Genomic DNA, 21,769 nt, shown 5'->3' with positions numbered 1-21,769 from the left:
GTTTTTACAGAGGGTTTTTTTATGTCATTTATACCTCGCTTGAAGACCAGGCGGGATAGTCGGTATAGCCAGCTTCTTTGCCACCAAATAAGGCGGCTGGATTGCTGATAGGTGCCAGCGGTAGGTTTTCCGCAAGACGGCGTGGGAAATCCGGGTTGGCAATAAATGGACGGCCGAAAGCAATCAAATCCACAACCCCTGCGCTCAGCAGCTCTTCCGCTTTCTCCTGGGTATAATTCCCCGCGACGATAATGGCCCCGCTGAAGGTCGCGCGAAGCGTTTCACGAAACTCATACGGCACCTGAGGTGCATCATCCCAGTCAGCTTCTGCCAGATGGACGAAGGCAATACCTTTTTGTTCACACCAGGCAGCAAGGCTCAGAATCGCTTCAATGGCCTGCGGATCGTCCATGCCACGCTGAGTAATAAACGGGGCAAGGCGGATACCCGTTCTGTCTGCACCAATAGCATCACTAATGGCTGCCAGCACTTCTTGTGCGAAGCGCACGCGATTGGTCAGGCTGCCACCATATTCGTCGGTGCGCTGGTTGGAGGTGCGGCGCAGGAACTGATCGATCAAATAGCCGTTTCCGCCGTGGACTTCTACGCCGTCAAAACCGGCATCAATAGCGTTGAGTGCCGCCTGGCGGTAATCGGCAACCACCTGACGAATATCGTCATGTGTCAATTCGCGAGGAACAGGGCTGTTAACCATTCGGCCAACGCCATCACTGCCCACCACCCAAACTTGCGCATCCGGTGAAAGTGCTGAAGGTGCAACTGGCTTTCCGTCAGCGTGAAAACTTTCATGGGACATGCGCCCGACGTGCCACAGTTGCGAGATTATTTTTCCGTTTACCTGATGAACCGCGTCGGTTACCTGACGCCAGCCGCGAATCTGCTCTGGCGAGTGGATACCTGGCGTCCAGGAATAGCCCTGACCCTGCGGAGAAATTTGTGTCGCTTCGGTGATGATAAGCCCAGCACTTGCACGTTGCTGATAATACATCGCCATCATCGCGGTCGGGATATTGCCCGGCTGTGCGGAGCGTGAGCGTGTCATGGGGGCCATGACAATACGGCTACGGGTTTCAATTGACCCAACGCGAGTGGCCTCAAACAGGTGGCGTGATTTCATTTTTCGACTCCGACATAGTTAACGATGCATTGACTTTACGGGGCCTTTGTCGTTTTGATAATGGCATTGAAATCTGATTCTCTATTCAGGAAATTAGAATAATGGGTAAGCTGGAAGATATGGCATTGCTGGTGGCGGTGGCAGAAGCGGGGGGATTAGCGGCCGCAGGCCGACGGATGAACTTATCGCCCGCGACCATGACTGCGCGGCTGAAGGCATTGGAAGAACGTTATCAAACGCGCTTTTTTAATCGTTCCACCCGAGCGATTGCGTTAACCCGTGCCGGGGAGGGGTTTTACTACGCCGCGCTTCGCGTGTTAGAGGAAATGGAGCAGGCGGAATCAACGCTGATGCAAAAAGAGGGCGTGTTAAGCGGCACTCTTCGCATTGCTGCCCCTTCTGATTTTGGGCGACAGTATCTCTCACCGGCGTTACTCGATTTTTCCCGCCAGCATCCGGAAGTAAAAAGCTCGCTATACCTTAGCGAAGATGTGGTGGATTTGATTTCCTTACGACTGGATATGAGCATCCGCTTTGGCAATTTGCCGGACAGCAATCTGGTGACGAAAGTCATCAGGCAAAACTATCGGGTTTTGGTGGCGTCACCTGCTTACCTTGCTGCCCATGGCGAGCCACACTCCGTGGATGATCTGGCTTCGCATCGTTGCCTGATAATGGAACGAAGGGGAACGTTGATGAATGAGTGGCGCTTTGAGAGTGATGGGGAAAAGCGAAGCGTGCGCGTGACGCCAGCAATGGTATGTGATGATGGCGCGTTGTTGCGGCAATGGGTTTTGTCCGGTGCGGGAATAGCCAGCAAATCCTGGTGGGACGTCAAACGTGATGTGGAACAGGGGCGGCTAAAAGTGCTGCTGGCAGACAGTTTTATTGGTTTTAGTCGCCATGACAAAAAACAGGTGGGGTTACAGTTTGTTTATCCGCAGCGCCGTTTTCAGCCGCTACAGGTTTCCATGTTCAGCGAGTTTTTCATCGGTTGGTTGGAAAATGAGTAATGGGTATCTGAAATTCAGGCGTAAAAAATCTCACCGTCTGGAAGGCAGTGTTATTAATTTTAATTAAAAGAAGGATTTACCGGTTGGTGTTATCCACTGACAGACTGCTTTGCTGTGCTTCTACTTTGTCCTGATGATGGTACCAGGCACCGATGGCAGAGTAGACAAAACGGCCAAAAAGGAAGAGAAAACTGATGAGCAGAATAATGCGGGTCATACGATTGTTAAACTTATGTCGTCTTCGCATACTCGTAACCTGTGTCACGCAAATGATCCTTGATGTTTACCCGTCAACCGCGGGCGACGGTGGTATTTATACACAGTGGTGCCCGAAGGTCAATTCCAGGACATCTCAGAGTTGCTCGCGGAAACATTCACCCTTGTTATATAAACATTTCTTAATTTTAGTTGATTAATATATACCCAGTATTTATTTTAATTTCTTTACTAAAGAAATTAAAACTCCGGCAAAAATTGATGTAGATCATCTTAGTAAGCTCCTCCCTAACTAAAATCGGCACTCTACCCCATAGCAATATGGTTTTATCGGCCAGGCTGGATTCCTGTTCGAATTTTACCCACGCTGGATGACAGGGTTTTTGGCGATAACGAATGTATCTGGCAAGCTGGTATAAGAAATCTAAGGACAAATGGTGGGCGCTTCCTTTGGTGCTCCCGAGTATTTTACTTCCCATAGCCATGTGGTGTAACGCCCAAACCGTTATGGATGGCGGGCGAGTGTTCCTGGTCTATATGCCACTGGGTTTGATGACCGCTTTGATGTTGGTTTTCGCATGGTCAGCCCTGCCGGGAATTATTCTTGCACTACTCATCTACTTTATCCCGTTGCGTGGTGAGTTCGCCCCGTTAATGGCAGTGATTCATTTCTTAATTCCCATCACGATAAGCTGGGGCGGCTATCATATTTTTGTTCCCAGGCGTAGCTCTATCATGTTTGGTGCCATTACCCTTACGGCACAACGCATGGTTTGGTTGGTATTAGTCAACTCTTTGATATTTGTGGCTATCTATCAACTGGGGGTTTTCTTTGGTTGGTACGCTGATGCGGGCAGTAGTAGCGTGGAAAGCCTGCTACATGCACGGACGTTAATCAATTTCCAGGCGGTCCTGATTGGTTGTTTAACAGGGATGCCATTCTTCTATACCGTCATTCGAATGTGCCGTAACCCGCGTTTTGCTTTCTCGTTTGTTTCGCGGATGAAAGCTCAAATGCAGACCGGCGTGACGAAAACTGAGATGGCACTTTGGGCCGCACTGGTCGTCCTGTTGATTAGCCTGCTGCTGGTACCCAATAATGGTGCCAGCACCATTTTCACCACTGATTACACACTTACGTTGATCCTGCCGCTGATGTTGTGGGGTGCGATGCGTTTTGGGTTCCTGTTTATCACGACAAGTTGGACCATTATTTTAACCATCCTGTGCAGCGGCTTTTATAACTATTTGCCGGCTTACATGGGCTTCCAACTCCATCTGGCGATCGCTTCATCTTGCTACGCCGTGTTCTCTATGACCATTTATCTCATGGCGGTTGTCACGACTCGCCAGCGCTTTTTGCACAGAAAAGCGCGCCGAGTGGCATTTATTGACCCCATCGTACAAATGGCGAATCTGCGGGCGCTTAACCGTGATTTATCCCGTCATCCATGGTCAGCGTTAGCTTTTTTGCGGGTGCCTGAACTTGAGCTTTTAGGGCGTAACTACGGGGTGCAACTTCGTATCCAATATAAGCAGCAGCTCAATGATTATCTGCAACCCTTTTTGACCGATAACGAAGATGTTTATCACCTGTCAGGCCATGAATTGGCCGTGCGCGTGAATTATGACTCGTATCATGAGCGCATTGAGTCTCTTGACCAGCATGTGAAACAGTTCCGCTTTATGTGGGACGGGATGGCGATGCAGCCACAAGTGGGCATCAGTTATTGCCACGTTCGCCAGCCTGTGACACACATTTACTACCTGCTAGGCGAACTCAGCACCATGGCTGATTTGTCGCTTTCAACCTCAAAACCAGAAAGCTTGCAGCAGCAGGGATCAAACCACGTGCAGAACGCGGTGAGAAATAAAGTGGCGATGATGAACCGCTTGCAGGCAGCGATTGATACCGGGAATTTCGTCTTGATGGTGCAGCGAATCGAAGGGGTTCGCGGTGATACGTATCATGAAATTTTGCTGCGTATGAAGGGCGATAACGAAGGAGATAATCTGTTTATGCCTGACGCATTTTTGTCAGTCGCACACGAATTTGGCTTATCTTCTAAAATCGACAAATGGGTATTAGAAGCCACATTAACATTCATGGATAACCATCGGGAACAGCTTCCCGGTAGCCGCTTTTCGATTAACTTAACACCGGCGTCAGTGGGGCGTTTACAGTTTGCAGGCGAAGTGAAACGCTTGTTGAAATGCTACAACATAGAACCCTGGCAACTTATTTTCGAAATTACTGAAAGCAACGCATTAACCAATATTGAGCAAGTTAATGCGACGTTGACCGCATTGCAAAATATGGGATGCCGGGTTGCGATTGACGATTTTGGCACGGGCTATGCCAGTTATGCACGCCTGAAAGATATCAGCGCGGACATCCTCAAAATCGACGGCAGCTTTATTCGCAATATGCTGACTAGTAGCCTGGATTATCAGATTGTGGATTCTATCTGCCAGTTGGCACGGATAAAAAAGATGCAGCTGGTGGCGGAGTATGTTGAAAGTGAACAGATCAAAGCCGCCGTGCAAAGCCTGGGCATCGATTATATTCAGGGGTATTTGATTGGGCATCCGCGACCGCTTGAGTCACTTCTTACGCAGAAAGTTGAGACATAGAAAAGACAAACGCCCCGCAGGGCGTTTGTTGTTTTTACTGTCAGGCCGCCACGTTCGGGCTGGCTTCCTCTTCAATAGATAGCCGCCATCCTGAGGTATTTTCCCAGTATTGCTGTTCACGTTCCAAATCCAGCAGCACCAGCGTGTTCTGACTAAACCAGTCGTATGGGAAACGTAGCGTCCAGTGGTTTTCATCTATTTCCAGCACCAGCGTCGGCGGCGTGGTGGTTGCCTGGCGCTGGTTATTCAGCAAGACGCCCAGACGCAGGATCTGAATTAAGGGCAAGAACTGCTTTTTCTTAAACAGGGTAAAACGTGGCAGATCGTCAATCTTTATCGCTTTGCGGTGATAGCGTACCAGAGATGCAATCAACATCTGCTGTTCCTGATTAAAGCCCGGCAGGTTGCTGTGTTGCAGAATATAAGCCGAATGGCGATGTAGCCCACTGTGATTAATATTCAGCCCCACTTCGTGCAGCATCGCCGACCATTTCAGCAGCGCGGCCATCTGTGGATTGGCCTGTTTCGGGTTTTGAACCTCCCATTGCTGATAAATATGCTCAGTGGTGGTCAATACACGTTTAGCCTGATCGCTATCGATATGGTACTGGTCAGCGAGACTTTGCGCGGTGCGAATACGAATATCCTGATGGCGGAAACGACCTTCCATTTCATACAGCACGCCTTCGCGTAATGCTCCATCTGACAGGCGCAGTTCGCGAATCGCCAGAGAGTCAAACACACCGCAGAGAATGGCGAGGCCAGGCACAAATACGGCTTTACGCTCTTCGGATAAACCCGGCAGGCTCATTGAATTGAAATTTTTAAATTTCAGAACTTCATCGCGCAGTTTTTCCAGGCGCTCAGGGGTAATAATTCCATCTTTATCGCCCATATTGACCAGCACTTCATGCGCGGCTTTGATGGTTCCAGACGCGCCCATCGCCACATTCCAGCCTTGCAAACGATACTGCCAGGAAAGATTCTCCAGCTTTTGCACGGCAGCAAGGCGCGCGCGTTTGAAATTTTCTGGCGTGATAATCCCTTGAGGGAAAAAGTTTTGCGCGAAGCTCACACAGCCCATGCGGCGGCTTTCAACCAGCATCGGTTCGAAATCTTCGCCAATCACGAGCTCGGTTGATCCGCCACCAATATCAATAACCAGCTTGCGGCCTTTTTCAGGTTGAGTATGTTCCACCCCCATGAAAATCAGGCGCGCTTCTTCGTTGCCGGAAATGATTTCGATCGGATAGGGGATAACGCGCTCGGCACGTTTAAGGAACTCTTCGGCGTTTACCGCCTGGCGCAAACTGTGCGTCCCGACGATACAAACATTGTCCGCAGAAAACCCCTGAAGGCGCTCAGCAAATAACGCCAGGCATGACAGCCCACGTTCCATCGCTTCTTCGCTTAACTCGTTATCAGCATTCAGACCATCAGCCAGATGGACGCGTTGTTTCAGGCGTCCGATGATTTGCATCGCGCCGTCAACCACACGGGCAATCACCATATGGAAGCTGTTTGAGCCGAGATCGACCGCAGCGAACTCCTGCGGGCGGGGAGCATGTTTTTTTATCGGCATAGGTTATTCAGGTTGTTCCAGAGATTTAATGTAATCGTAAATCGCCAGTTGGGAGCGTACCTTGCGGCGGTTACCGCGTGGAACATAGCGATTACTGAGTTCTTTGTCGATATAGCGCGCTTTCACGGTATCGCTGAACAGTATCTCAATAATATCCAGCACCCGCTGTTTCAGGCGCGGATCGAGAACAGCGACAGCCACTTCGATGCGGTAATCAATGTTACGTGTCATCCAGTCAGCGGAGGAGAGATAGACTTTCTTATCGCCACCGTTTTCAAAGATATACACGCGATCGTGTTCCAGATAGCGGTCAACGATGCTGATCACACGGATGTTATCGCTGATGCCATCCAGATTAGGGATAAGCGAACACATGCCGCGTACCAGTAAATTAACTTTCACCCCTGAGCTTGAAGCCGCATACAGGCGATCTACCAGCCCTTTATCGACCAGGTTATTCAGTTTCAGAGTAATGCCAGACGGTTCGCCGTTTTGCGCATTCGCAATCTCTTTGTCGACCAAATCATAAAGCAGACGACGCGAGTTTTGTGGCGAAACCATCAGATGTTCAAACGTGACCGGGCGATACGGGTTTTCGATAAAGTTAAATACCCGACGCACTTCATTGGTGATGCGCGCATCCGCGGTGAGCAGCGAATAGTCGGTATAAAGACGCGCGGTTTTCTCGTTAAAGTTGCCGGTGCCAATGTGAGCGTAACGCACCACTTCGTCACCTTCTTTACGGGAAACCAGGAAGAGTTTGGCGTGAATTTTAAGGCCTGGTGCGGAGAAAATAACGTGTACGCCCGCTTCAGTCAGGCGCTTCGCCCAGTGAATATTCGCTTCTTCATCAAAACGTGCCTGTAACTCAACCACAACGGTGACTTTCTTTCCGTTATGCGCGGCATGAATCATTGATTCGATAATGCGCGAGTCTTTCGCCACGCGATAAATATTGATTTTAATCGCCAGCACACTTGGGTCGAATGACGCCTGGCGCAGCAATTCCAGCACGTGCTCAAAGGTGTGGTACGGATAGTAAAGCAGCACGTCACGGTTACGGATTGCATCAAAGCCGTTGCGGAATTTATCGAACCAAATATGGCGCAGGCGCGGCAACGGTTTATTAACTAGATTGGCTTTGCCAACATTTGGGAAGCTAATGAAATCTTTGAAGTTATGGTAACGGCCGCCAGGCACGATGGAATCGTAATTCGTGATCGTCAGCTTATTACGCAGCATTTCGACCATCGCATCGGGCATATCTCGTTGATAAACAAAACGCACCGGCTCCGCGGTTAAACGCTGTTTGAGGCTCGAAGACATCAATTCCAGCAGACTGGATTCCATTTCGGTCACCAGGTCGTACTCTGCGTCGCGCGTCATTTTCATCGAATAGGCGTTCAGTGCGTCGTAATCGAAGAAGCCTTTGAAAATGTCATCCAGGCAATAGCGCAAAATGTTATCCAGCAGGATCATTGGCTTGCGGCGACGCGGCGCTTCGGGCGGCAAATTCACAAAACGCGGCACTTTATCGGACGGGATTTCCAGCAACGCGTAACGAATATCGCTGCCCTGAATAATTTCTACCGCCAGATAGGTGTAATCATCTTTGAGGAACTGCACCAAATCGGTGTCGTGGTTAATCAAAATAGGTGTGATGTGCTGGCGCAGATAATGTTTGAAATAGTGGCGTAGCCAGTTTTGCTGATTGGGAGAAAGCTGGCGTTCGTTGATCAAGAAGATCTGATTACGCGCCATTTCCAACAACAGATCGTTATACAACCCATCAAATTCTTGATCAGCTTTCAGAACACGCGCCTGAATTTTATTGAGTAAATGGCGCGAATTGGGAGCCGTACCTTGTTCTTCACTGATCAGGATCCGCCGTTTAAGTTCAGCGAATCGGACCTTGTAAAATTCATCAAGGTTATTCGAATAGATGCCGAGAAAACGCATTCTCTCGATCAGCGGATTAATTTTGTCCGCAGCTTCCTGGAGCACACGTTCGTTAAAAGACAACCAGCTCAGTTCTTTTTCGATATACAGCTTATCCTGACCCATTAGCCCTCACTTGCGTTTTCGTGGACGTAAAAATGCCGTCACGTCTGACATTATGGCGAGCTTTAACGTTGAATGTCCAACAATGGCCGTAAACCAACTTCTTTCTCGCTTTCAGCACTGTGAGACGCAAGACAGTCGCGCCACCATTTTTTAATTAAAATGGCGTTTTATAAAGTGGTAGGGGCAGGGGATGTGGGAAACACGGGCGCTTGAACTGAACAATCAGGAGCTATGGAACTGGCATCAAGCCTGCCAGTTTGTTGATTATGCCTGTGCGCATAACTTTAATACTGTGGTGATTGGGCAAACCGATTTACTGGGCAAGCTTGTTACACCGGCGGGCTACACTCCTGCGCAACACAATGACCGTATATCCGTGCATCAGCGTGGCTGCTGCGTTTACCTGAATCGCTTAGCGCAGTACTGCAAGGCACGTGGCTTGCGCTTCTATCTTCAGGCTAAAGAAATTGGATTTCCGGCTGATTTACTCCTGCAACAACCCCAGTTGTTCGATGGCCAGGGCGGCCTGCGTTTTGATGCTGATTTCTGGAGCCAGTATCTGGCAGATAAACTGGCGCTGGTCTGTAAGCAGATTCCCGCGATAGATGGCCTGCTCCTGGCGATTTCAAATACTGACAGCCTGGTGCCAATCGCGGCGCCAGACTGGAAAACGAACGTGGCACAGCAAAAAAAATCGGCCAGTACGGCACTTTACCGTTGCTGTTTTAATGCCGCCGCTCAGGTCATGAAACGCCACCACAAACAACTGGTATTGCGTCTTTTCCCCGCCAGTATCGACGGAGTTGAGCCGGTTCTCGACGCTATCGCTGGTTTGCCCGCAGATGTGGCGGTGTCGATAAAACTCACACCGGAACGCTTCTGGCCCGAATTCCCTAATAACCCGGCATTGCTGGCAGTATCAGACCGAGAAGTCTGGGTGGAAGTGGATGCTGCTGGGGAAGAAGTGTGTTGGGGAAACCTGCCGTTTATCCGTGCGGATGAAATTCAGGGGCGATTACTGTGGTGCCAGGCCAGCAACACGGCTATCAAAGGAGTGTTGTGCAAAGCAAGCTGGGAAGGTATTGATAATCACAGTGTGATTGGAACCTTGAGTGAGTTTAACCTCTTTTGTTGTGCAAGGTTTCTCGAGTCAGACGCCCTGTCAGAAAGTACATCGCAACTGCTGAAACGTTGGCTAATGGAGTGCTGGCAATGGCAAGCGGATGAACAGCAGCTTCAGATTCTGAAGGTGTTGTTTGAACAGGCGCATCAGGTGATTTACAGCGCCATTTACGCTCGTCACCATGTTTTTCATCGTCACAGTCTGTTACCTGAAAGCTACGGTCAGGTGGTCTGGAGTTTGTATGGCCAGCTTAACCGCAACCACTGGTTGCCCGGCTCAGCAGATGACATCGTCTTTGACAATCAGGATGCCGCAGGGGCCTCCCGGAAACTATCCCTGATCGCGGCAGAGAAAGATATAGCGTGGCAAGGGGCGGAAAATGTACAGCGTCAGGCATTCGAATTTGCGCAAAATGCCGACTTCCCTCCGGCATTAGCTCAACGCTGGCAGACCGAATGGCAAGGGCTGTTTTTATATTGCCGGGCGTTTATTCATGCCCAAAAAGCCTTTTTTACGCTGCACTATGCTCGCGAAGTTGAGAATAACTGGAGCCTGCGTGAAGTGTGCCAGGCCAATATTCAGGCACTCTATGGAACGGCTCATGAAATGGAGGATTTTTGCGGCAAATGGAGTGATATCCCTCCCGCCATGCATGTCATGTTTGATGCCGGACGAGCCAGAGCGCTTGCCGGGAGTTTAAGCAAAGAGTTAGCGAAGCTGACAGGCTAGTGGGAAAAAAGCGGATAAAAAAGGTGGATACAGCAAAAGCTTTATCCACCTGATAACTAAACAATTAATGGCTAGATGTGTAAACGTAGTGACTCAACCAGACAGAGGATCGCCATCGCTTGACCATAAGGCATTGAGGTCAGAGGAATGTTTCGATAGTGGTCCAGGTCGTGCCCCATCGCCGTACCAAACGAAACTTGCGTCAGTTCCCCTTGTGGCGTGATGTGGTTGATTACCCCCTCGGTTGCACGTTGTGCCACTGGCAGCCAATGGCTCTCAAGGTAGCCCAGACGAACGGCCTTGAAGATGCCAGCCGCGAACCCGGCACTGGCAGAGGCTTCAACATAGCTTTCTGGATCGTTAAGCAGGGTTGGCCACAAACCATTTTCCGCCTGGCATTCGGCAAGTGCTGCAACCTGATTGCGTAACACATTGCACAGTTGGCGATAAAGCGCGTCCTGCGGCGGTAAATCTAACAGCTCCAAAAACTCAGGAATGGCGAGTGTTATCCAGCTATTCCCACGTGCCCATAGCGCCCCGGCAAAATGGTGACGTCCATCAAAGTTCCAGCCGTGATACCACAGCCCTGTTTTAGGTTCAGCCAGGTACTGAATATGCTGAGTAAACTGATATTTCGCTTCTTCAATCCACTCTGGTTTGTTGAGTAATTTACCTATGCGAGCAAGTGGAAGCACCGCCATCATCAGCGTGTCGTCCCAGATTTGCTGGTAATGGTCATTCTCATAAGTGACATGTTGGAAACAGCCTTCATCGGTACGCGGCAACTGATGCTGGAGCCAGCGTCCCCAGGTTTCCAGGTAGGGGAGCCATTGTGGATTTGGCTGATCTTCATAGCATAATGCCAGTGTCAGGAACGGGCAGGCGGTATTGACGTTCTTAACCGGGGTGCCTTCGGCAAAACGATCGCTAAACCAGAGGTCGATAATCTCTTTGGCGCGCTCAGAGCCACTTACCTGATAGTAGCGATATAAACCAAACAGACCGATTCCGTGAGTCCATTCCCAGCCAGCCCACCCTTTGGTATCAACAATCCGGCCATCACTGAGGCGTTGTAAAAAACGCCCATCAGCGTCTTTGATGTCGACCAGTCCACCAATCAGGCTATCAATGAGCTCGGTAGTGTGTTCACGGGTTGGTGATAGCGGTGTATTTGTCATGGTCTGTTCCTTAAACAGAAGTTGAGGCTGGAGTCGTTTTTGACTTCCCTTCCTGCTGAAGCGGTACTTTTTATCGAAACAGGGTCCATTGTTCTTATCCCATTCCGATAAAAAAGAGTTCGGTATTTACGTTACGAAGTGTGGGAAACATTCTCCACGAGCCCTGGAGGGGTTTTGTCTGGTAATGCGAAGGATGCGAGGAAATACCGAACAAATGTTCACTGTTCCACGCCGTTGGGGTGACATAGAGGCGTAGAGGGGCAATAAATTGTGACCTTCGTCACTAATGAAAAAGTGACTCTCAAACCCACTGTGAAGCAGATCACCTTTTTATCCTGCGCAAAACGTATTTTGCGAGTCAGACTGCATTTCTGCCCGCCAGGCAGGTTTAACCCATAGAGCGCAGAAATGGGGCGTGGTGAGATGTCAGGATCTTTTACATTGAGTGATGAGAGAACCATGAAACTGACTCTGACCCCACAATGGGCGAGTAATGACGATAAAAATCAAGATACGCTCCGCTTCCAGAAGGCGCTGGATACACTGGCACAGCAGGGTGGGGGAACGCTGGAAGTTGAGAGTGGCTGCTACAAACTGGGCGGGTTAACACTGCATTCGAATACCACACTTTATTTGCAGGCAGGTGCGGAATTGGTGGTTAGCGATGATTATCGTCATTTCCAGCAGGCCACGACGCAAAGTACAGCAGAGTGTTCCAACTGGGCTTTTCTGTACGCAATGGGCGTGCACAATATTACGGTGTGTGGCGCCGGAAAAATTAACGGCAATGCGGAGGGGTGGTTTGCACCTCATGCTGATGAAATGGGGTATCGGCAGCCTGCCAAACACCGTCCACGTATGATTGTTTTCGAAGATTGCACTAAGGTCCAACTACAAGATTTTACCATTGAGAATGCCCCGATGTGGACCATTCACCTCGTCGCGTGCCAGCAGGTAAAAGTGATTGGCATTACCGTGGATAATGACCTGTCGATGGCGAATACGGATGCGCTGGACATCGACAGCTGTCAGCAGGTGCATATCAGCAACAGCCACTTCAGTGCAGCCGATGACACCATTTGCCTCAAGACCAGTCGTAAACCCGCGCCGTTGCAACGTGCAACACGGCAGGTTGTCGTGAGTAATTGCACGCTTCGCTCTAAAAGCTGCGCGTTGAAAATTGGTACAGAAACATGGGAAGACATCGAAGATATTTGCGTAACCAACTGCGTCATCTATGAGTCAAACCGGGCGATAGGGCTGGTCTCCCGGGATGGCGGACGTTTGCGTCGCATGATTTTCAGCAACATTACTTTTAGCTGCGAGATGGCTCACGCCTGTCATTGGGGTAAAGCCGATCCTGTTTATCTTTCAGTGCGCGCCCGTGACCCGGAAATCCATCCAGGCGAAATCGAATTTATTCAGTTTCGTGGCCTTTCAGGAGTGAGTGATGGGGCCATTAATATGCACAGCGAGTTACCCGGACAAGTAAGACATATCGTTCTTGAGGGCCTGCAACTCACGCAAAGGGTCAGCTCCTCACCTGAACAAGGTTTGTATGACATTCGCCCACCTTGTAATCCGTTATCACCAACCGGAATGGGGCTGGACAACGCCTGGTGCCTGAATCCGCAAACGCAACGAGCTTTCGGTGTGGAAGCGTATCCTGGCGGCTTGCCTGGTCTGTATGCCAACGGCGTTAAAGATTTGGCACTGCGGAATGTAGAAATTTATCGCCCACAACCGTTGCCAGCAGGCTGGAATGAGCGGGAGTGCGTGTTAATCAATTGCGATGGAGTCAAACAAGATGATTGATTTAGCCTGGCTTGGGCCTGTTGCCGCGTGCTGCACTACGGGGTCATTTGCGCTACAGGTGCTGCATATCCTGAAGAATCGCGATACTAAAGCGATATCCCTGAGCATGTATCTGGTGTTTGTTTTCGGCGTGCTCTGTTGGTTGCTATATGGAATGAGTAACGGGGATGTTCCCCTGATGATAGCAAATGGTATTACGCTTGTGCTGGCGGCGACAGTGCTGCTGATGAAAGTGGTGAACGAACGAGCGCGATAAACGGTGGCGGGGAACCGCCACTGTATTGTTCTACTCTTCTGCGGCATAACCTTGAACAGGTAACGCTTTGCCATCAAGCCAGGCGCTATTTTCACGCATTTCCAGACGCCCTTCGATAAACCAGGACACCACCAGCGGATAAATTGCATGCTCCTGGTGCTGCACACGAGCAGTGATGTCGTCTTCATCGTCACCGTCAAAAACCGGGACTTTGGCCTGAAGAATCACCGGCCCACCATCGAGTTCTTCGGTAACAAAATGCACCGATGTCCCGTGGACTTCATCACCGTTCTCCAGCACCTGACGATGGGTATTCAGGCCAGGATATTTAGGCAATAAAGAAGGGTGGATGTTGATCAGACGGCCAGCGTAATGCGTGACAAATTCGGGGCTAAGAATCCGCATGTAACCGGCGAGCACCACCAGATCCGGTGCGTAAGCGTCGATCTCAAGCATTAGCTCACGATCAAACGCTGCACGGTCAGCGAATTGGTTGGCGGTTAACGCGTGGGCAGGGATCCCTGCCTCACGCGCACGTTCCAGGCCGAAAGCATCGGTTTTATTACTGAATACCGCCGCGATGGTGCCGTTAATCTTTTTGAGCTTACAGGCATCAATGATTGCCTGGAGATTGCTTCCGTTGCCAGAAACTAACACCACAATGCGTTTCATTACTCAATAACCACGCGCTCAGAGGAATCAGAAGCTTTGATACTACCGATTTTCCAGGCGTTTTCACCTTTTGCATTCAAAAACTCAATCGCTTTATCAGCTTCGGCTGCAGGTAACGCAATCAGCATACCGACCCCGCAGTTAAAAGTGCGGTACATTTCGTGACGGCTGATATTCCCGGCTTGTTGCAGCCAGTTAAATACCGCTGGCCACTGCCATGACGATTCGGTAATGACGGCTTGAGTGTTATCAGGCAGAACGCGCGGGATGTTTTCCCAGAAACCGCCGCCGGTCAGGTGGCAGATAGCATGCACGTCAACTTCGGCAATCAACTCAAGCAATGGTTTTACGTAAATGCGCGTCGGTTCCAGCAGGTGATCGGCCAGCGGTTTGCCTTCCAGTTCGGTGGTCAGCGGGTCAGCACCGCTGACTTCCAGTACTTTACGCACCAGAGAGTAACCGTTGGAGTGCGGGCCACTGGATGCCAGCGCAATCAGCACGTCGCCGTCGGTCACTTTAGAACCGTCAATAATTTCGGATTTCTCGACTACGCCTACGCAGAAGCCTGCCACGTCGTAATCTTCGCCGTGGTACATACCTGGCATTTCAGCGGTTTCACCACCGACTAATGAGCAGCCAGATTGCAGGCAACCTTCGGCGATGCCGGTGATAACGCTTGCCGCGGTGTCAACGTCAAGTTTACCCGTTGCATAGTAATCGAGGAAAAACAGTGGCTCAGCGCCCTGAACAACCAGGTCGTTTACACACATAGCGACCAGGTCGATGCCGATTGTGTCGTGACGTTTTAAGTCCATAGCCAGACGCAACTTAGTACCCACACCGTCAGTGCCGGAAACCAGCACAGGCTCACGATACTTCTGAGGTAACGCACACAGCGCACCGAAACCGCCTAATCCACCCATGACTTCCGGGCGGCGGGTTTTTTTCACTACGCCTTTGATTTTATCGACCAGAGCGTTACCAGCATCAATATCAACACCGGCATCTTTATAGCTGAGAGAAGTTTTGTCGGTCACTGCTAAGTCCCCGCGGATGGGTTAGAAATAAAAAACGCCGCAATTCTAACAGTGCAGGCAAACGTTTGCGAGCCTCTTATTCAGCGGGATGTAATAATTGTTGATATATACTGATTCCAGTCTCGTTGATCCTGATCAACCCCAATACCTGTAGCACTGCCACGAAAAAGCGGTATAATCCGGCGATTTTTTTTATGGTGGCCAACTATCTCGGGGAGAAAGAGTATGAAGATCGTGGAAGTCAAACACCCACTCGTCAAACACAAGCTAGGCCTGATGCGTGAGAACGACATTAGCACCAAACGCTTTCGTGAACTCGCCTCAGAAGTTGGCAGCTTGCTAACTTACGAAGCTACGGCGGATCTGGAAACTGAAAGAGTCACTATCGAAGGCTGGAACGGCCCGGTAGAAGTTGACCAGATCAAAGGTAAGAAGATTACCGTTGTGCCAATTTTGCGTGCCGGTCTGGGGATGATGGAAGGCGTGCTGGAAAACGTTCCAAGCGCACGTATCAGCGTTGTGGGTGTTTACCGTAACGAAGAAACTCTGGAGCCAGTTCCTTATTTCCAGAAACTGGTTTCTAACATTGAAGAACGTATGGCGCTGGTGGTTGACCCAATGCTGGCAACCGGCGGTTCAATGATTGCAACTATCGACCTGCTGAAGAATGCAGGCTGTACTAGCATCAAAGTGCTGGTTCTGGTGGCTGCACCAGAAGGTATCGCAGCGCTGGAAAAAGCGCACCCGGATGTAGAACTGTTCACTGCTTCTATCGATCAGGGCTTAAACGAACACGGATACATTATTCCGGGTCTCGGCGATGCTGGCGATAAGATTTTTGGTACGAAATAAGTGATTCACTAAAAAATAGCCGACTTTGAGAGTCGGCTTTTTTTTGACTACAACACAACAACAACAGACAGACAAAGGAAACGACTATGACACGCCGTGCTATCGGGGTAAGTGAAAGACCGCCGCTTTTGCAGACCATCCCGCTTAGTTTGCAACATCTGTTCGCCATGTTTGGTGCCACCGTTCTGGTGCCAATCTTGTTCCACATTAACCCGGCGACGGTGCTGCTATTTAACGGAATCGGGACGCTGCTGTATCTCTTTATCTGTAAAGGTAAAATCCCGGCTTATCTGGGTTCAAGCTTTGCATTTATTTCACCCGTGTTGCTGCTTTTACCACTGGGTTATGAAGTGGCGTTGGGCGGTTTTATCATGTGTGGCGTGTTGTTCTGTATCGTCGCGCTGATTGTGAAAAAAGCCGGTACCGGTTGGCTGGATGTGATGTTCCCTCCAGCGGCAATGGGTGCGATTGTGGCGGTAATCGGTCTGGAGCTCGCGGGCGTGGCGGCGAATATGGCGGGTTTACTGCCAGCTGACGGCACATCACCCGATTCAAAGACCATCATCATTTCGCTGGTTACCCTTGCGGTAACGATTTTCGGTTCAGTGTTGTTCCGTGGCTTCCTGGCCATTATCCCGATTCTTATCGGTGTGCTGGCGGGCTATGCGCTGTCGTTTGCCATGGGCGTGGTTGATGTGACGCCTATTGTTGAAGCACATTGGTTTGCGCTGCCAACCTTCTACACTCCGCGTTTTGAGTGGTTCGCCATCTTTACCATTCTGCCTGCGGCACTGGTGGTCATTGCTGAACACGTCGGTCACCTGGTGGTGACAGCAAATATTGTGAAGAAAGATTTGATTCGCGACCCCGGTCTGCATCGTTCGATGTTCGCCAACGGCATTTCGACTATTTTCTCTGGTTTCTTTGGCTCTACACCGAACACTACTTACGGCGAGAACATCGGCGTAATGGCGATTACCCGCGTTTATTCTACCTGGGTGATTGGTGGTGCTGCGATTCTGGCAATTCTGCTTTCTTGTGTCGGCAAACTGGCTGCGGCGATTCAAATTATCCCGGTTCCGGTCATCGGCGGTGTTTCGCTGCTGCTATACGGCGTAATTGGTGCATCGGGTATTCGCGTGCTGATTGAATCAAAAGTCGATTACAACAAAACGCAAAACCTGATCCTGACATCCGTAATCCTGATTATCGGCGTGAGTGGAGCGAAAGTGCACATTGGCGCAGCTGAACTGAAAGGGATGGCGCTGGCGACTATCGTCGGTGTTGGCCTGAGCTTAATCTTCAAATTGATCAGTATTCTGCGCCCGGAAGAAGTGGTGCTGGATGCTGAAGAAAGCGACGTAAAACCGTAGTTTTGCCTCAAACCGGGCGGTATGTTCGCCCGGTTCTCCTGATCTTCAATTCTGTGATAAACTCTCTGCGTTTTTCTGCCTGTTATGGTTGAGGTAATTCTGAATACGCCGGCACAGCTATCACTGCCACTCTATTTGCCTGACGATGAAACTTTTGCAAGTTTCTGGCCGGGTGATAACCCTTCTTTACTTGCTGCACTCCAGTCTGTGCTCCGTCAGGATCACAGCGGCTATATCTATTTTTGGTCGCGAGAAGGAGGAGGGCGTAGCCACTTGCTGCATGCCGCCTGTGCGGAACTGTCGCAACGAGGCGAAGCTGTCGGCTACGTGCCTCTTGATAAACGTACCTGGTTTGTTCCGGAAGTGCTTGACGGTATGGAGCAGCTTTCGCTGGTGTGTATCGACAATATCGAGTGCGTAGCGGGTGACGAATTGTGGGAGATGGCGATTTTTAATCTCTATAACCGCATTCTGGAATCAGGAAAAACGCGCCTGTTAATTACGGGTGACAGGCCGCCGCGCCAGCTTAATCTGCAATTACCCGATCTTGCATCGCGCCTTGATTGGGGGCAAATCTACAAACTGCAGCCGCTCTCCGATGACGATAAACTTCAGGCTTTACAACTGCGCTCACGACTGCGGGGGTTTGAGTTGCCAGAAGACGTGGGGCGTTTTCTGCTCAAACGTTTGGATAGAGAAATGCGCACGCTGTTTATGACGCTCGATCAGCTTGATCTGGCCTCTATTACCGCGCAGCGTAAGCTGACGATCCCGTTTGTGAAAGAGATTCTCGGGCTTTAACCCCCCCCCCCTCATCCCAGCCTTCTCCCTGAGGGAGAAGGAGAAACCTGGACTGTCCCCCTCTGCTGAGCGTGAAGGCTAAAACCGAACAGTACCCTCTCCTGGGGGAGAGGGTTAGGGTGAGGGCGCTAAATAGCAAAGTTACAAAATTTCCAGCACTGACTCCGGCGGGCGACCAATTCGTGCTTGCCCATTCGCCAGGACAATCGGGCGTTCAATCAGATTTGGATTATCGACCATTGCCTGAATCAATTGCTCTTCGCTAAGCATGGCATCCGCCAGATTTAACTCCTTGTACAAATCCTCTTTCTGACGCATCAGTTCGCGTGCGCTGGCAAAACCTAACTTTTCCAGCAAAGATTTCAGCGTGTTAGCATCTGGCGGAGTATCCAGATACAAAACCACTTCGGGCTCTACGCCATTTGCTTTCAGCAGGCTTAACGTTTCACGGCTCTTTGAGCAGCGCGGATTATGATAAATAGAAACGGCAGTCGACATCGTAACTCCTGTTACATCTTAGAATACTGTAGGTAGCGTCTTTGTAATTCGCGGAACTGATCGATTCTCGCGTCATAACGAGCTTGTTGCAAACTACCCAACTTAACCTGAGAGCTTGCGCCGCTGAGCAGGGTAATCGCTTGATCAAGTCTTCCCACAAGCGCCATAACCTCAGCACGAGCAGCGAGCTCTTGATCGCGATGGCCCAACGCGGCTTCGGCCTGTGCTAACAAGTCCCAGGCGTTGCTGTCATCGGGATGGGCAAAAGTGTAGCGATTAAGGATCTCTGCTGCTTGCTTGGGCTGCCCGGCCTGCACATAAGCATTGGCAAGGTTCAGCTGCAACACCGGGTTTTGTTTCAAATCAGGTGCGTTCTTCAGGCGATTAATCGCATCCGCGGTTTTCTTTTGCCCAAGGTCAATATCGGTCGCTAAATCGAGATACCACTCGTTACCAGGCTGCGCTGCGAGCAGTGGCTGTAACAGCTTGCGTGCTTCATCCCATTTATCTGTTCCCATCGCCTGAAGCGCACGGCCATAAGTTGCGGCATGCTGTTCACGGATGTTGCCCTTTGACCAGCTATCCAATAAATCATTGGTCAGCTGATTACGACCTGAGTTGTACATCCCCAGCGTACGGGCTTTTGCCATGTAAAAATCTTCAGAAGATTGCACCACCACCGACCGCATTTGGTTGGCACGGTTACGCGCATCCGACAAACGGCTTTCGGGTAATGGGTGGGTAAGGAGAATTTCCGGTGGGCGCGAAGAATAACGAGACTGGTCGAGTAGTTTCTCAAGGAAGGTCGGCATCGCTTGCGGATCAAAGCCCGAGCGCTGCAACACTTGAATACCGATGCGGTCAGCTTCCTGCTCGTTCTGCTGTGTAAAGCTGATCATGCCTTGCTGCGTCCCAGCAAGCGTACCGCTGAGTGCTGCCATACCCGCTTGTGGGCTGGCCATCGCCAGTAAAATAGAGCCTAACGCACCAACCCAAGTCAGAGGGGCGTTCTTTTTCTGATCTTCCATCGCACGCGCAAGGTGACGCTGCGTGACGTGAGAAATTTCGTGCGCCATAACCGATGCGAGCTGACTTTCGTTATCAGCATAACGGAACAGCGCTGAGTGCAACACGACATTACCGCCAAAGAAGGCAAAGGCGTTAATTTCGTCGTTGTTAATCAGAAAGAAGTGAAAGGGTGTCTTAACGGAGTCAGCATGGTTAACCAGACGCATGCCAAGTTTGTTAATGTATTGCACCAGCAAAGGATCATTGATTAATGGGGCGCTGCCTCGCAGTTGACGAACATAATAATCGCCCATCTGCAATTCCTGGCCGATTGACAGCGTGCTTGCTGCGGAAGTTCCCATATCTGGCAGTTGATCGGTCACATCAGCAAACGCTGGTGTAGCCGGACCCGCAAGCAAAGCTGCCATCAAAGTTGCAACCAGTGATTTTTTCAACTGCCTGAACATACATCCTGTCCTGTTTAATCAAAGTTAATCTTCGACAAGTATTACCTGATTTTGTTCGCATACCACGATGAACTGTAACCTGGCGTACGGCTAAGAACTATCTTATCTGCGCCAATTTTAAACCGCCATTGAACGGCATTAAAAAGCGAAGTCTTTATTGTGACATTTAGATACAATCTCTCCTCGCATAAAGCTGTCAGGGAAGGGATGTATGCTCGAGATGTTGTTGCAGTGGTATCGACGACGGTTTAGCGACCCGGAAGCTATCGCGCTGCTGGTTATTCTGGTTGCAGGATTTGTCATTCTGTTCTTCTTCCACGGGCTGTTAGCGCCTTTGTTAGTGGCGATTGTGCTGGCTTATTTGCTGGAGTGGCCAACGGCGCGGCTTCAGCGTTTGGGGTGTTCGCGTACCTGGGCGTCGACGATGGTGCTGGTGATGTTTGTCGGCATTTTGTTGTTGATGGTATTAGTGGTGGCTCCAGTCGCCTGGCAGCAGGGGATTTACCTGATTCGTGACATGCCGGGGATGCTTAATAAACTCTCTGATTATGCCGCAACGCTGCCAAGACGTTATCCGGCACTGGTTGATGCTGGCATTATTGATGCCATCGCTGAGAATATGCGTGGGCGGATGATGGGCATGGGCGATCAGGTGGTGAAGTACTCGCTCGCCTCGTTAGTGGGCCTTTTAACGTTGGCCATTTACCTGATTTTAGTCCCGCTAATGGTGTTCTTCCTGGTCAAAGATAAAGAACAGATGTTGAATGCTGTGCGCCGCGTTTTACCCCGAAATCGTGGGCTTGCGGGGCAAGTGTGGCTGGAGATGAACCAGCAAATTACTAATTACATCCGTGGCAAAGTGTTGGAAATGCTGGTCGTGGGTGTGGCGACGTATATCGGCTTTGCGATTTTTGGCCTGAACTACTCGTTGCTGTTGGCGGTGTTGGTCGGATTCTCGGTGCTTATTCCGTACATTGGCGCGTTTGTGGTCACCATTCCGGTGGTGTGCGTTGCGTTATTCCAGTTTGGCATCAGTCCTGAATTTTGGACGCTGTTTGCCGTCTACTTAATTATTCAGGCGCTGGATGGCAACCTGCTGGTACCGGTGCTATTTTCCGAGGCGGTTAACCTGCATCCGTTAGTCATTATCCTGTCGGTGGTGATTTTTGGCGGGCTGTGGGGATTCTGGGGGGTGTTCTTTGCCATCCCGCTTGCCACGCTGATTAAAGCGGTAGTGCATGCCTGGCCAGATACTCTGCTAATAGACGACAAGCCAAACTAGAGACAGCAAAAAGCCGACATCACGTCGGCTT

At 50.3% G+C, this 21,769-nt stretch carries 18 protein-coding genes; 9 read left to right on the top strand and 9 right to left on the bottom strand.

Features of this window, described 5'->3' with window-relative positions:
* Positions 1-28: 28 nt before the first annotated feature.
* A complete protein-coding gene (locus BSPA111_RS05740; RefSeq protein ID WP_183270181.1) occupies positions 29-1,138 on the bottom strand; it encodes an alkene reductase in 1,110 nt (369 codons plus the stop codon).
* A gap of 101 nt (positions 1,139-1,239) precedes the next feature.
* On the opposite strand from BSPA111_RS05740, the gene BSPA111_RS05735 reads away from it, so the two are divergent.
* Positions 1,240-2,151 carry a LysR family transcriptional regulator gene (locus BSPA111_RS05735; protein ID WP_183270180.1) on the top strand — a complete coding sequence of 304 codons (912 nt, stop codon included), beginning with the start codon at positions 1,240-1,242 and terminating at the stop codon, positions 2,149-2,151.
* A 76-nt stretch (positions 2,152-2,227) separates the two neighbouring features.
* Here BSPA111_RS05735 and BSPA111_RS05730 read toward each other — a convergent pair whose 3' ends face one another.
* Entirely contained in the window at positions 2,228-2,416 is a 189-nt protein-coding gene (locus tag BSPA111_RS05730; protein WP_183270179.1) for a YfgG family protein, read from the bottom strand.
* A gap of 347 nt (positions 2,417-2,763) precedes the next feature.
* On the opposite strand from BSPA111_RS05730, the gene BSPA111_RS05725 reads away from it, so the two are divergent.
* A complete protein-coding gene (locus BSPA111_RS05725) occupies positions 2,764-5,001 on the top strand; it encodes an EAL domain-containing protein (protein WP_183270178.1) in 2,238 nt (745 codons plus the stop codon).
* Positions 5,002-5,041: 40 nt separating this feature from the next.
* On the opposite strand, the gene ppx is transcribed toward BSPA111_RS05725, so the two are convergent.
* Positions 5,042-6,583: an exopolyphosphatase gene (gene ppx, locus BSPA111_RS05720; protein WP_183270177.1), complete on the bottom strand. Its 1,542-nt coding sequence runs from the start codon at positions 6,581-6,583 to the stop codon at positions 5,042-5,044.
* 3 nt (positions 6,584-6,586) lie between these two features.
* The gene (gene ppk1 / locus BSPA111_RS05715; protein WP_183270176.1) at positions 6,587-8,647 is read right to left on the bottom strand and encodes a polyphosphate kinase 1; all 2,061 of its coding nucleotides are present in this window, start codon (positions 8,645-8,647) and stop codon (positions 6,587-6,589) included.
* A 190-nt stretch (positions 8,648-8,837) separates the two neighbouring features.
* Between ppk1 and BSPA111_RS05710 the strand changes: the two genes are divergently transcribed.
* Positions 8,838-10,499: a hypothetical protein gene (locus tag BSPA111_RS05710; RefSeq protein WP_183270175.1), complete on the top strand. Its 1,662-nt coding sequence runs from the start codon at positions 8,838-8,840 to the stop codon at positions 10,497-10,499.
* A gap of 71 nt (positions 10,500-10,570) precedes the next feature.
* Here the strand turns inward: BSPA111_RS05710 and BSPA111_RS05705 are convergent, their stop codons facing one another.
* The gene (locus BSPA111_RS05705; RefSeq protein ID WP_183270174.1) at positions 10,571-11,677 is read right to left on the bottom strand and encodes a glycoside hydrolase family 105 protein; all 1,107 of its coding nucleotides are present in this window, start codon (positions 11,675-11,677) and stop codon (positions 10,571-10,573) included.
* Positions 11,678-12,136: 459 nt separating this feature from the next.
* Here BSPA111_RS05705 and BSPA111_RS05700 point away from each other — a divergent pair, with 459 nt between their 5' ends.
* Entirely contained in the window at positions 12,137-13,492 is a 1,356-nt protein-coding gene (locus BSPA111_RS05700; protein ID WP_183270173.1) for a glycoside hydrolase family 28 protein, read from the top strand.
* The gene (locus BSPA111_RS05695; protein WP_183270172.1) at positions 13,485-13,748 is read left to right on the top strand and encodes a SemiSWEET family sugar transporter; all 264 of its coding nucleotides are present in this window, start codon (positions 13,485-13,487) and stop codon (positions 13,746-13,748) included. The genes BSPA111_RS05700 and BSPA111_RS05695 overlap by 8 nt, the downstream gene beginning before the upstream one ends.
* 30 nt (positions 13,749-13,778) lie before the next feature.
* Here the strand turns inward: BSPA111_RS05695 and purN are convergent, their stop codons facing one another.
* Both purN and purM read right to left on the bottom strand, forming a co-directional pair.
* Positions 13,779-14,420, bottom strand: a complete 642-nt coding sequence (gene purN / locus BSPA111_RS05690; protein WP_183270171.1) for a phosphoribosylglycinamide formyltransferase — start codon at positions 14,418-14,420, stop codon at positions 13,779-13,781.
* Positions 14,420-15,457 (bottom strand): phosphoribosylformylglycinamidine cyclo-ligase, encoded by a 1,038-nt coding sequence (gene purM / locus BSPA111_RS05685; RefSeq protein WP_183270170.1) that lies wholly within the window; start codon positions 15,455-15,457, stop codon positions 14,420-14,422. The genes purN and purM overlap by 1 nt, the downstream gene beginning before the upstream one ends.
* Before the next feature lie 225 nt (positions 15,458-15,682).
* Here purM and upp point away from each other — a divergent pair, with 225 nt between their 5' ends.
* From upp to BSPA111_RS05670, 3 genes are all read left to right on the top strand, one after another.
* Complete coding sequence (gene upp, locus BSPA111_RS05680) at positions 15,683-16,309, top strand: uracil phosphoribosyltransferase (RefSeq protein ID WP_183270169.1); 627 nt, start codon at positions 15,683-15,685, stop codon at positions 16,307-16,309.
* Between the two features lie 86 nt (positions 16,310-16,395).
* Positions 16,396-17,682, top strand: a complete 1,287-nt coding sequence (uraA, locus tag BSPA111_RS05675) for a uracil permease (protein ID WP_183270168.1) — start codon at positions 16,396-16,398, stop codon at positions 17,680-17,682.
* Positions 17,683-17,781: 99 nt separating this feature from the next.
* Positions 17,782-18,483, top strand: a complete 702-nt coding sequence (locus tag BSPA111_RS05670; protein WP_221200562.1) for a DnaA inactivator Hda — start codon at positions 17,782-17,784, stop codon at positions 18,481-18,483.
* Positions 18,484-18,624: 141 nt separating this feature from the next.
* Here the strand turns inward: BSPA111_RS05670 and arsC are convergent, their stop codons facing one another.
* The gene (gene arsC / locus BSPA111_RS05665) at positions 18,625-18,981 is read right to left on the bottom strand and encodes an arsenate reductase (glutaredoxin) (RefSeq protein WP_183270167.1); all 357 of its coding nucleotides are present in this window, start codon (positions 18,979-18,981) and stop codon (positions 18,625-18,627) included.
* A gap of 11 nt (positions 18,982-18,992) precedes the next feature.
* Positions 18,993-20,456 (bottom strand): beta-barrel assembly-enhancing protease, encoded by a 1,464-nt coding sequence (bepA, locus tag BSPA111_RS05660; protein ID WP_183270166.1) that lies wholly within the window; start codon positions 20,454-20,456, stop codon positions 18,993-18,995.
* Positions 20,457-20,667: 211 nt separating this feature from the next.
* Between bepA and BSPA111_RS05655 the strand changes: the two genes are divergently transcribed.
* A complete protein-coding gene (locus BSPA111_RS05655) occupies positions 20,668-21,738 on the top strand; it encodes an AI-2E family transporter (protein ID WP_183270165.1) in 1,071 nt (356 codons plus the stop codon).
* The last annotated feature ends 31 nt before the right edge of the window (positions 21,739-21,769 follow it).

Origin of the sequence: Buttiauxella sp. A111 (assembly GCF_014189855.1) — a bacterium.
GTDB classification, from domain to species: domain Bacteria; phylum Pseudomonadota; class Gammaproteobacteria; order Enterobacterales; family Enterobacteriaceae; genus Buttiauxella; species Buttiauxella selenatireducens.
This window is presented reverse-complemented; position numbering and strand designations above follow the sequence as displayed.

Coding starts and splice junctions, on each gene's coding strand:
- BSPA111_RS05740 (WP_183270181.1), bottom strand. CDS start 1,138: ATGAAATCACGCCACCTGTTTGAGGCCACTCGCGTTGGGTCAATTGAA.
- BSPA111_RS05735 (WP_183270180.1), top strand. CDS start 1,240: ATGGGTAAGCTGGAAGATATGGCATTGCTGGTGGCGGTGGCAGAAGCG.
- BSPA111_RS05725 (WP_183270178.1), top strand. CDS start 2,764: ATGTATCTGGCAAGCTGGTATAAGAAATCTAAGGACAAATGGTGGGCG.
- ppx (WP_183270177.1), bottom strand. CDS start 6,583: ATGCCGATAAAAAAACATGCTCCCCGCCCGCAGGAGTTCGCTGCGGTC.
- ppk1 (WP_183270176.1), bottom strand. CDS start 8,647: ATGGGTCAGGATAAGCTGTATATCGAAAAAGAACTGAGCTGGTTGTCT.
- BSPA111_RS05710 (WP_183270175.1), top strand. CDS start 8,838: ATGTGGGAAACACGGGCGCTTGAACTGAACAATCAGGAGCTATGGAAC.
- BSPA111_RS05705 (WP_183270174.1), bottom strand. CDS start 11,677: ATGACAAATACACCGCTATCACCAACCCGTGAACACACTACCGAGCTC.
- BSPA111_RS05700 (WP_183270173.1), top strand. CDS start 12,137: ATGAAACTGACTCTGACCCCACAATGGGCGAGTAATGACGATAAAAAT.
- BSPA111_RS05695 (WP_183270172.1), top strand. CDS start 13,485: ATGATTGATTTAGCCTGGCTTGGGCCTGTTGCCGCGTGCTGCACTACG.
- purN (WP_183270171.1), bottom strand. CDS start 14,420: ATGAAACGCATTGTGGTGTTAGTTTCTGGCAACGGAAGCAATCTCCAG.
- upp (WP_183270169.1), top strand. CDS start 15,683: ATGAAGATCGTGGAAGTCAAACACCCACTCGTCAAACACAAGCTAGGC.
- uraA (WP_183270168.1), top strand. CDS start 16,396: ATGACACGCCGTGCTATCGGGGTAAGTGAAAGACCGCCGCTTTTGCAG.
- arsC (WP_183270167.1), bottom strand. CDS start 18,981: ATGTCGACTGCCGTTTCTATTTATCATAATCCGCGCTGCTCAAAGAGC.
- bepA (WP_183270166.1), bottom strand. CDS start 20,456: ATGTTCAGGCAGTTGAAAAAATCACTGGTTGCAACTTTGATGGCAGCT.
- BSPA111_RS05655 (WP_183270165.1), top strand. CDS start 20,668: ATGCTCGAGATGTTGTTGCAGTGGTATCGACGACGGTTTAGCGACCCG.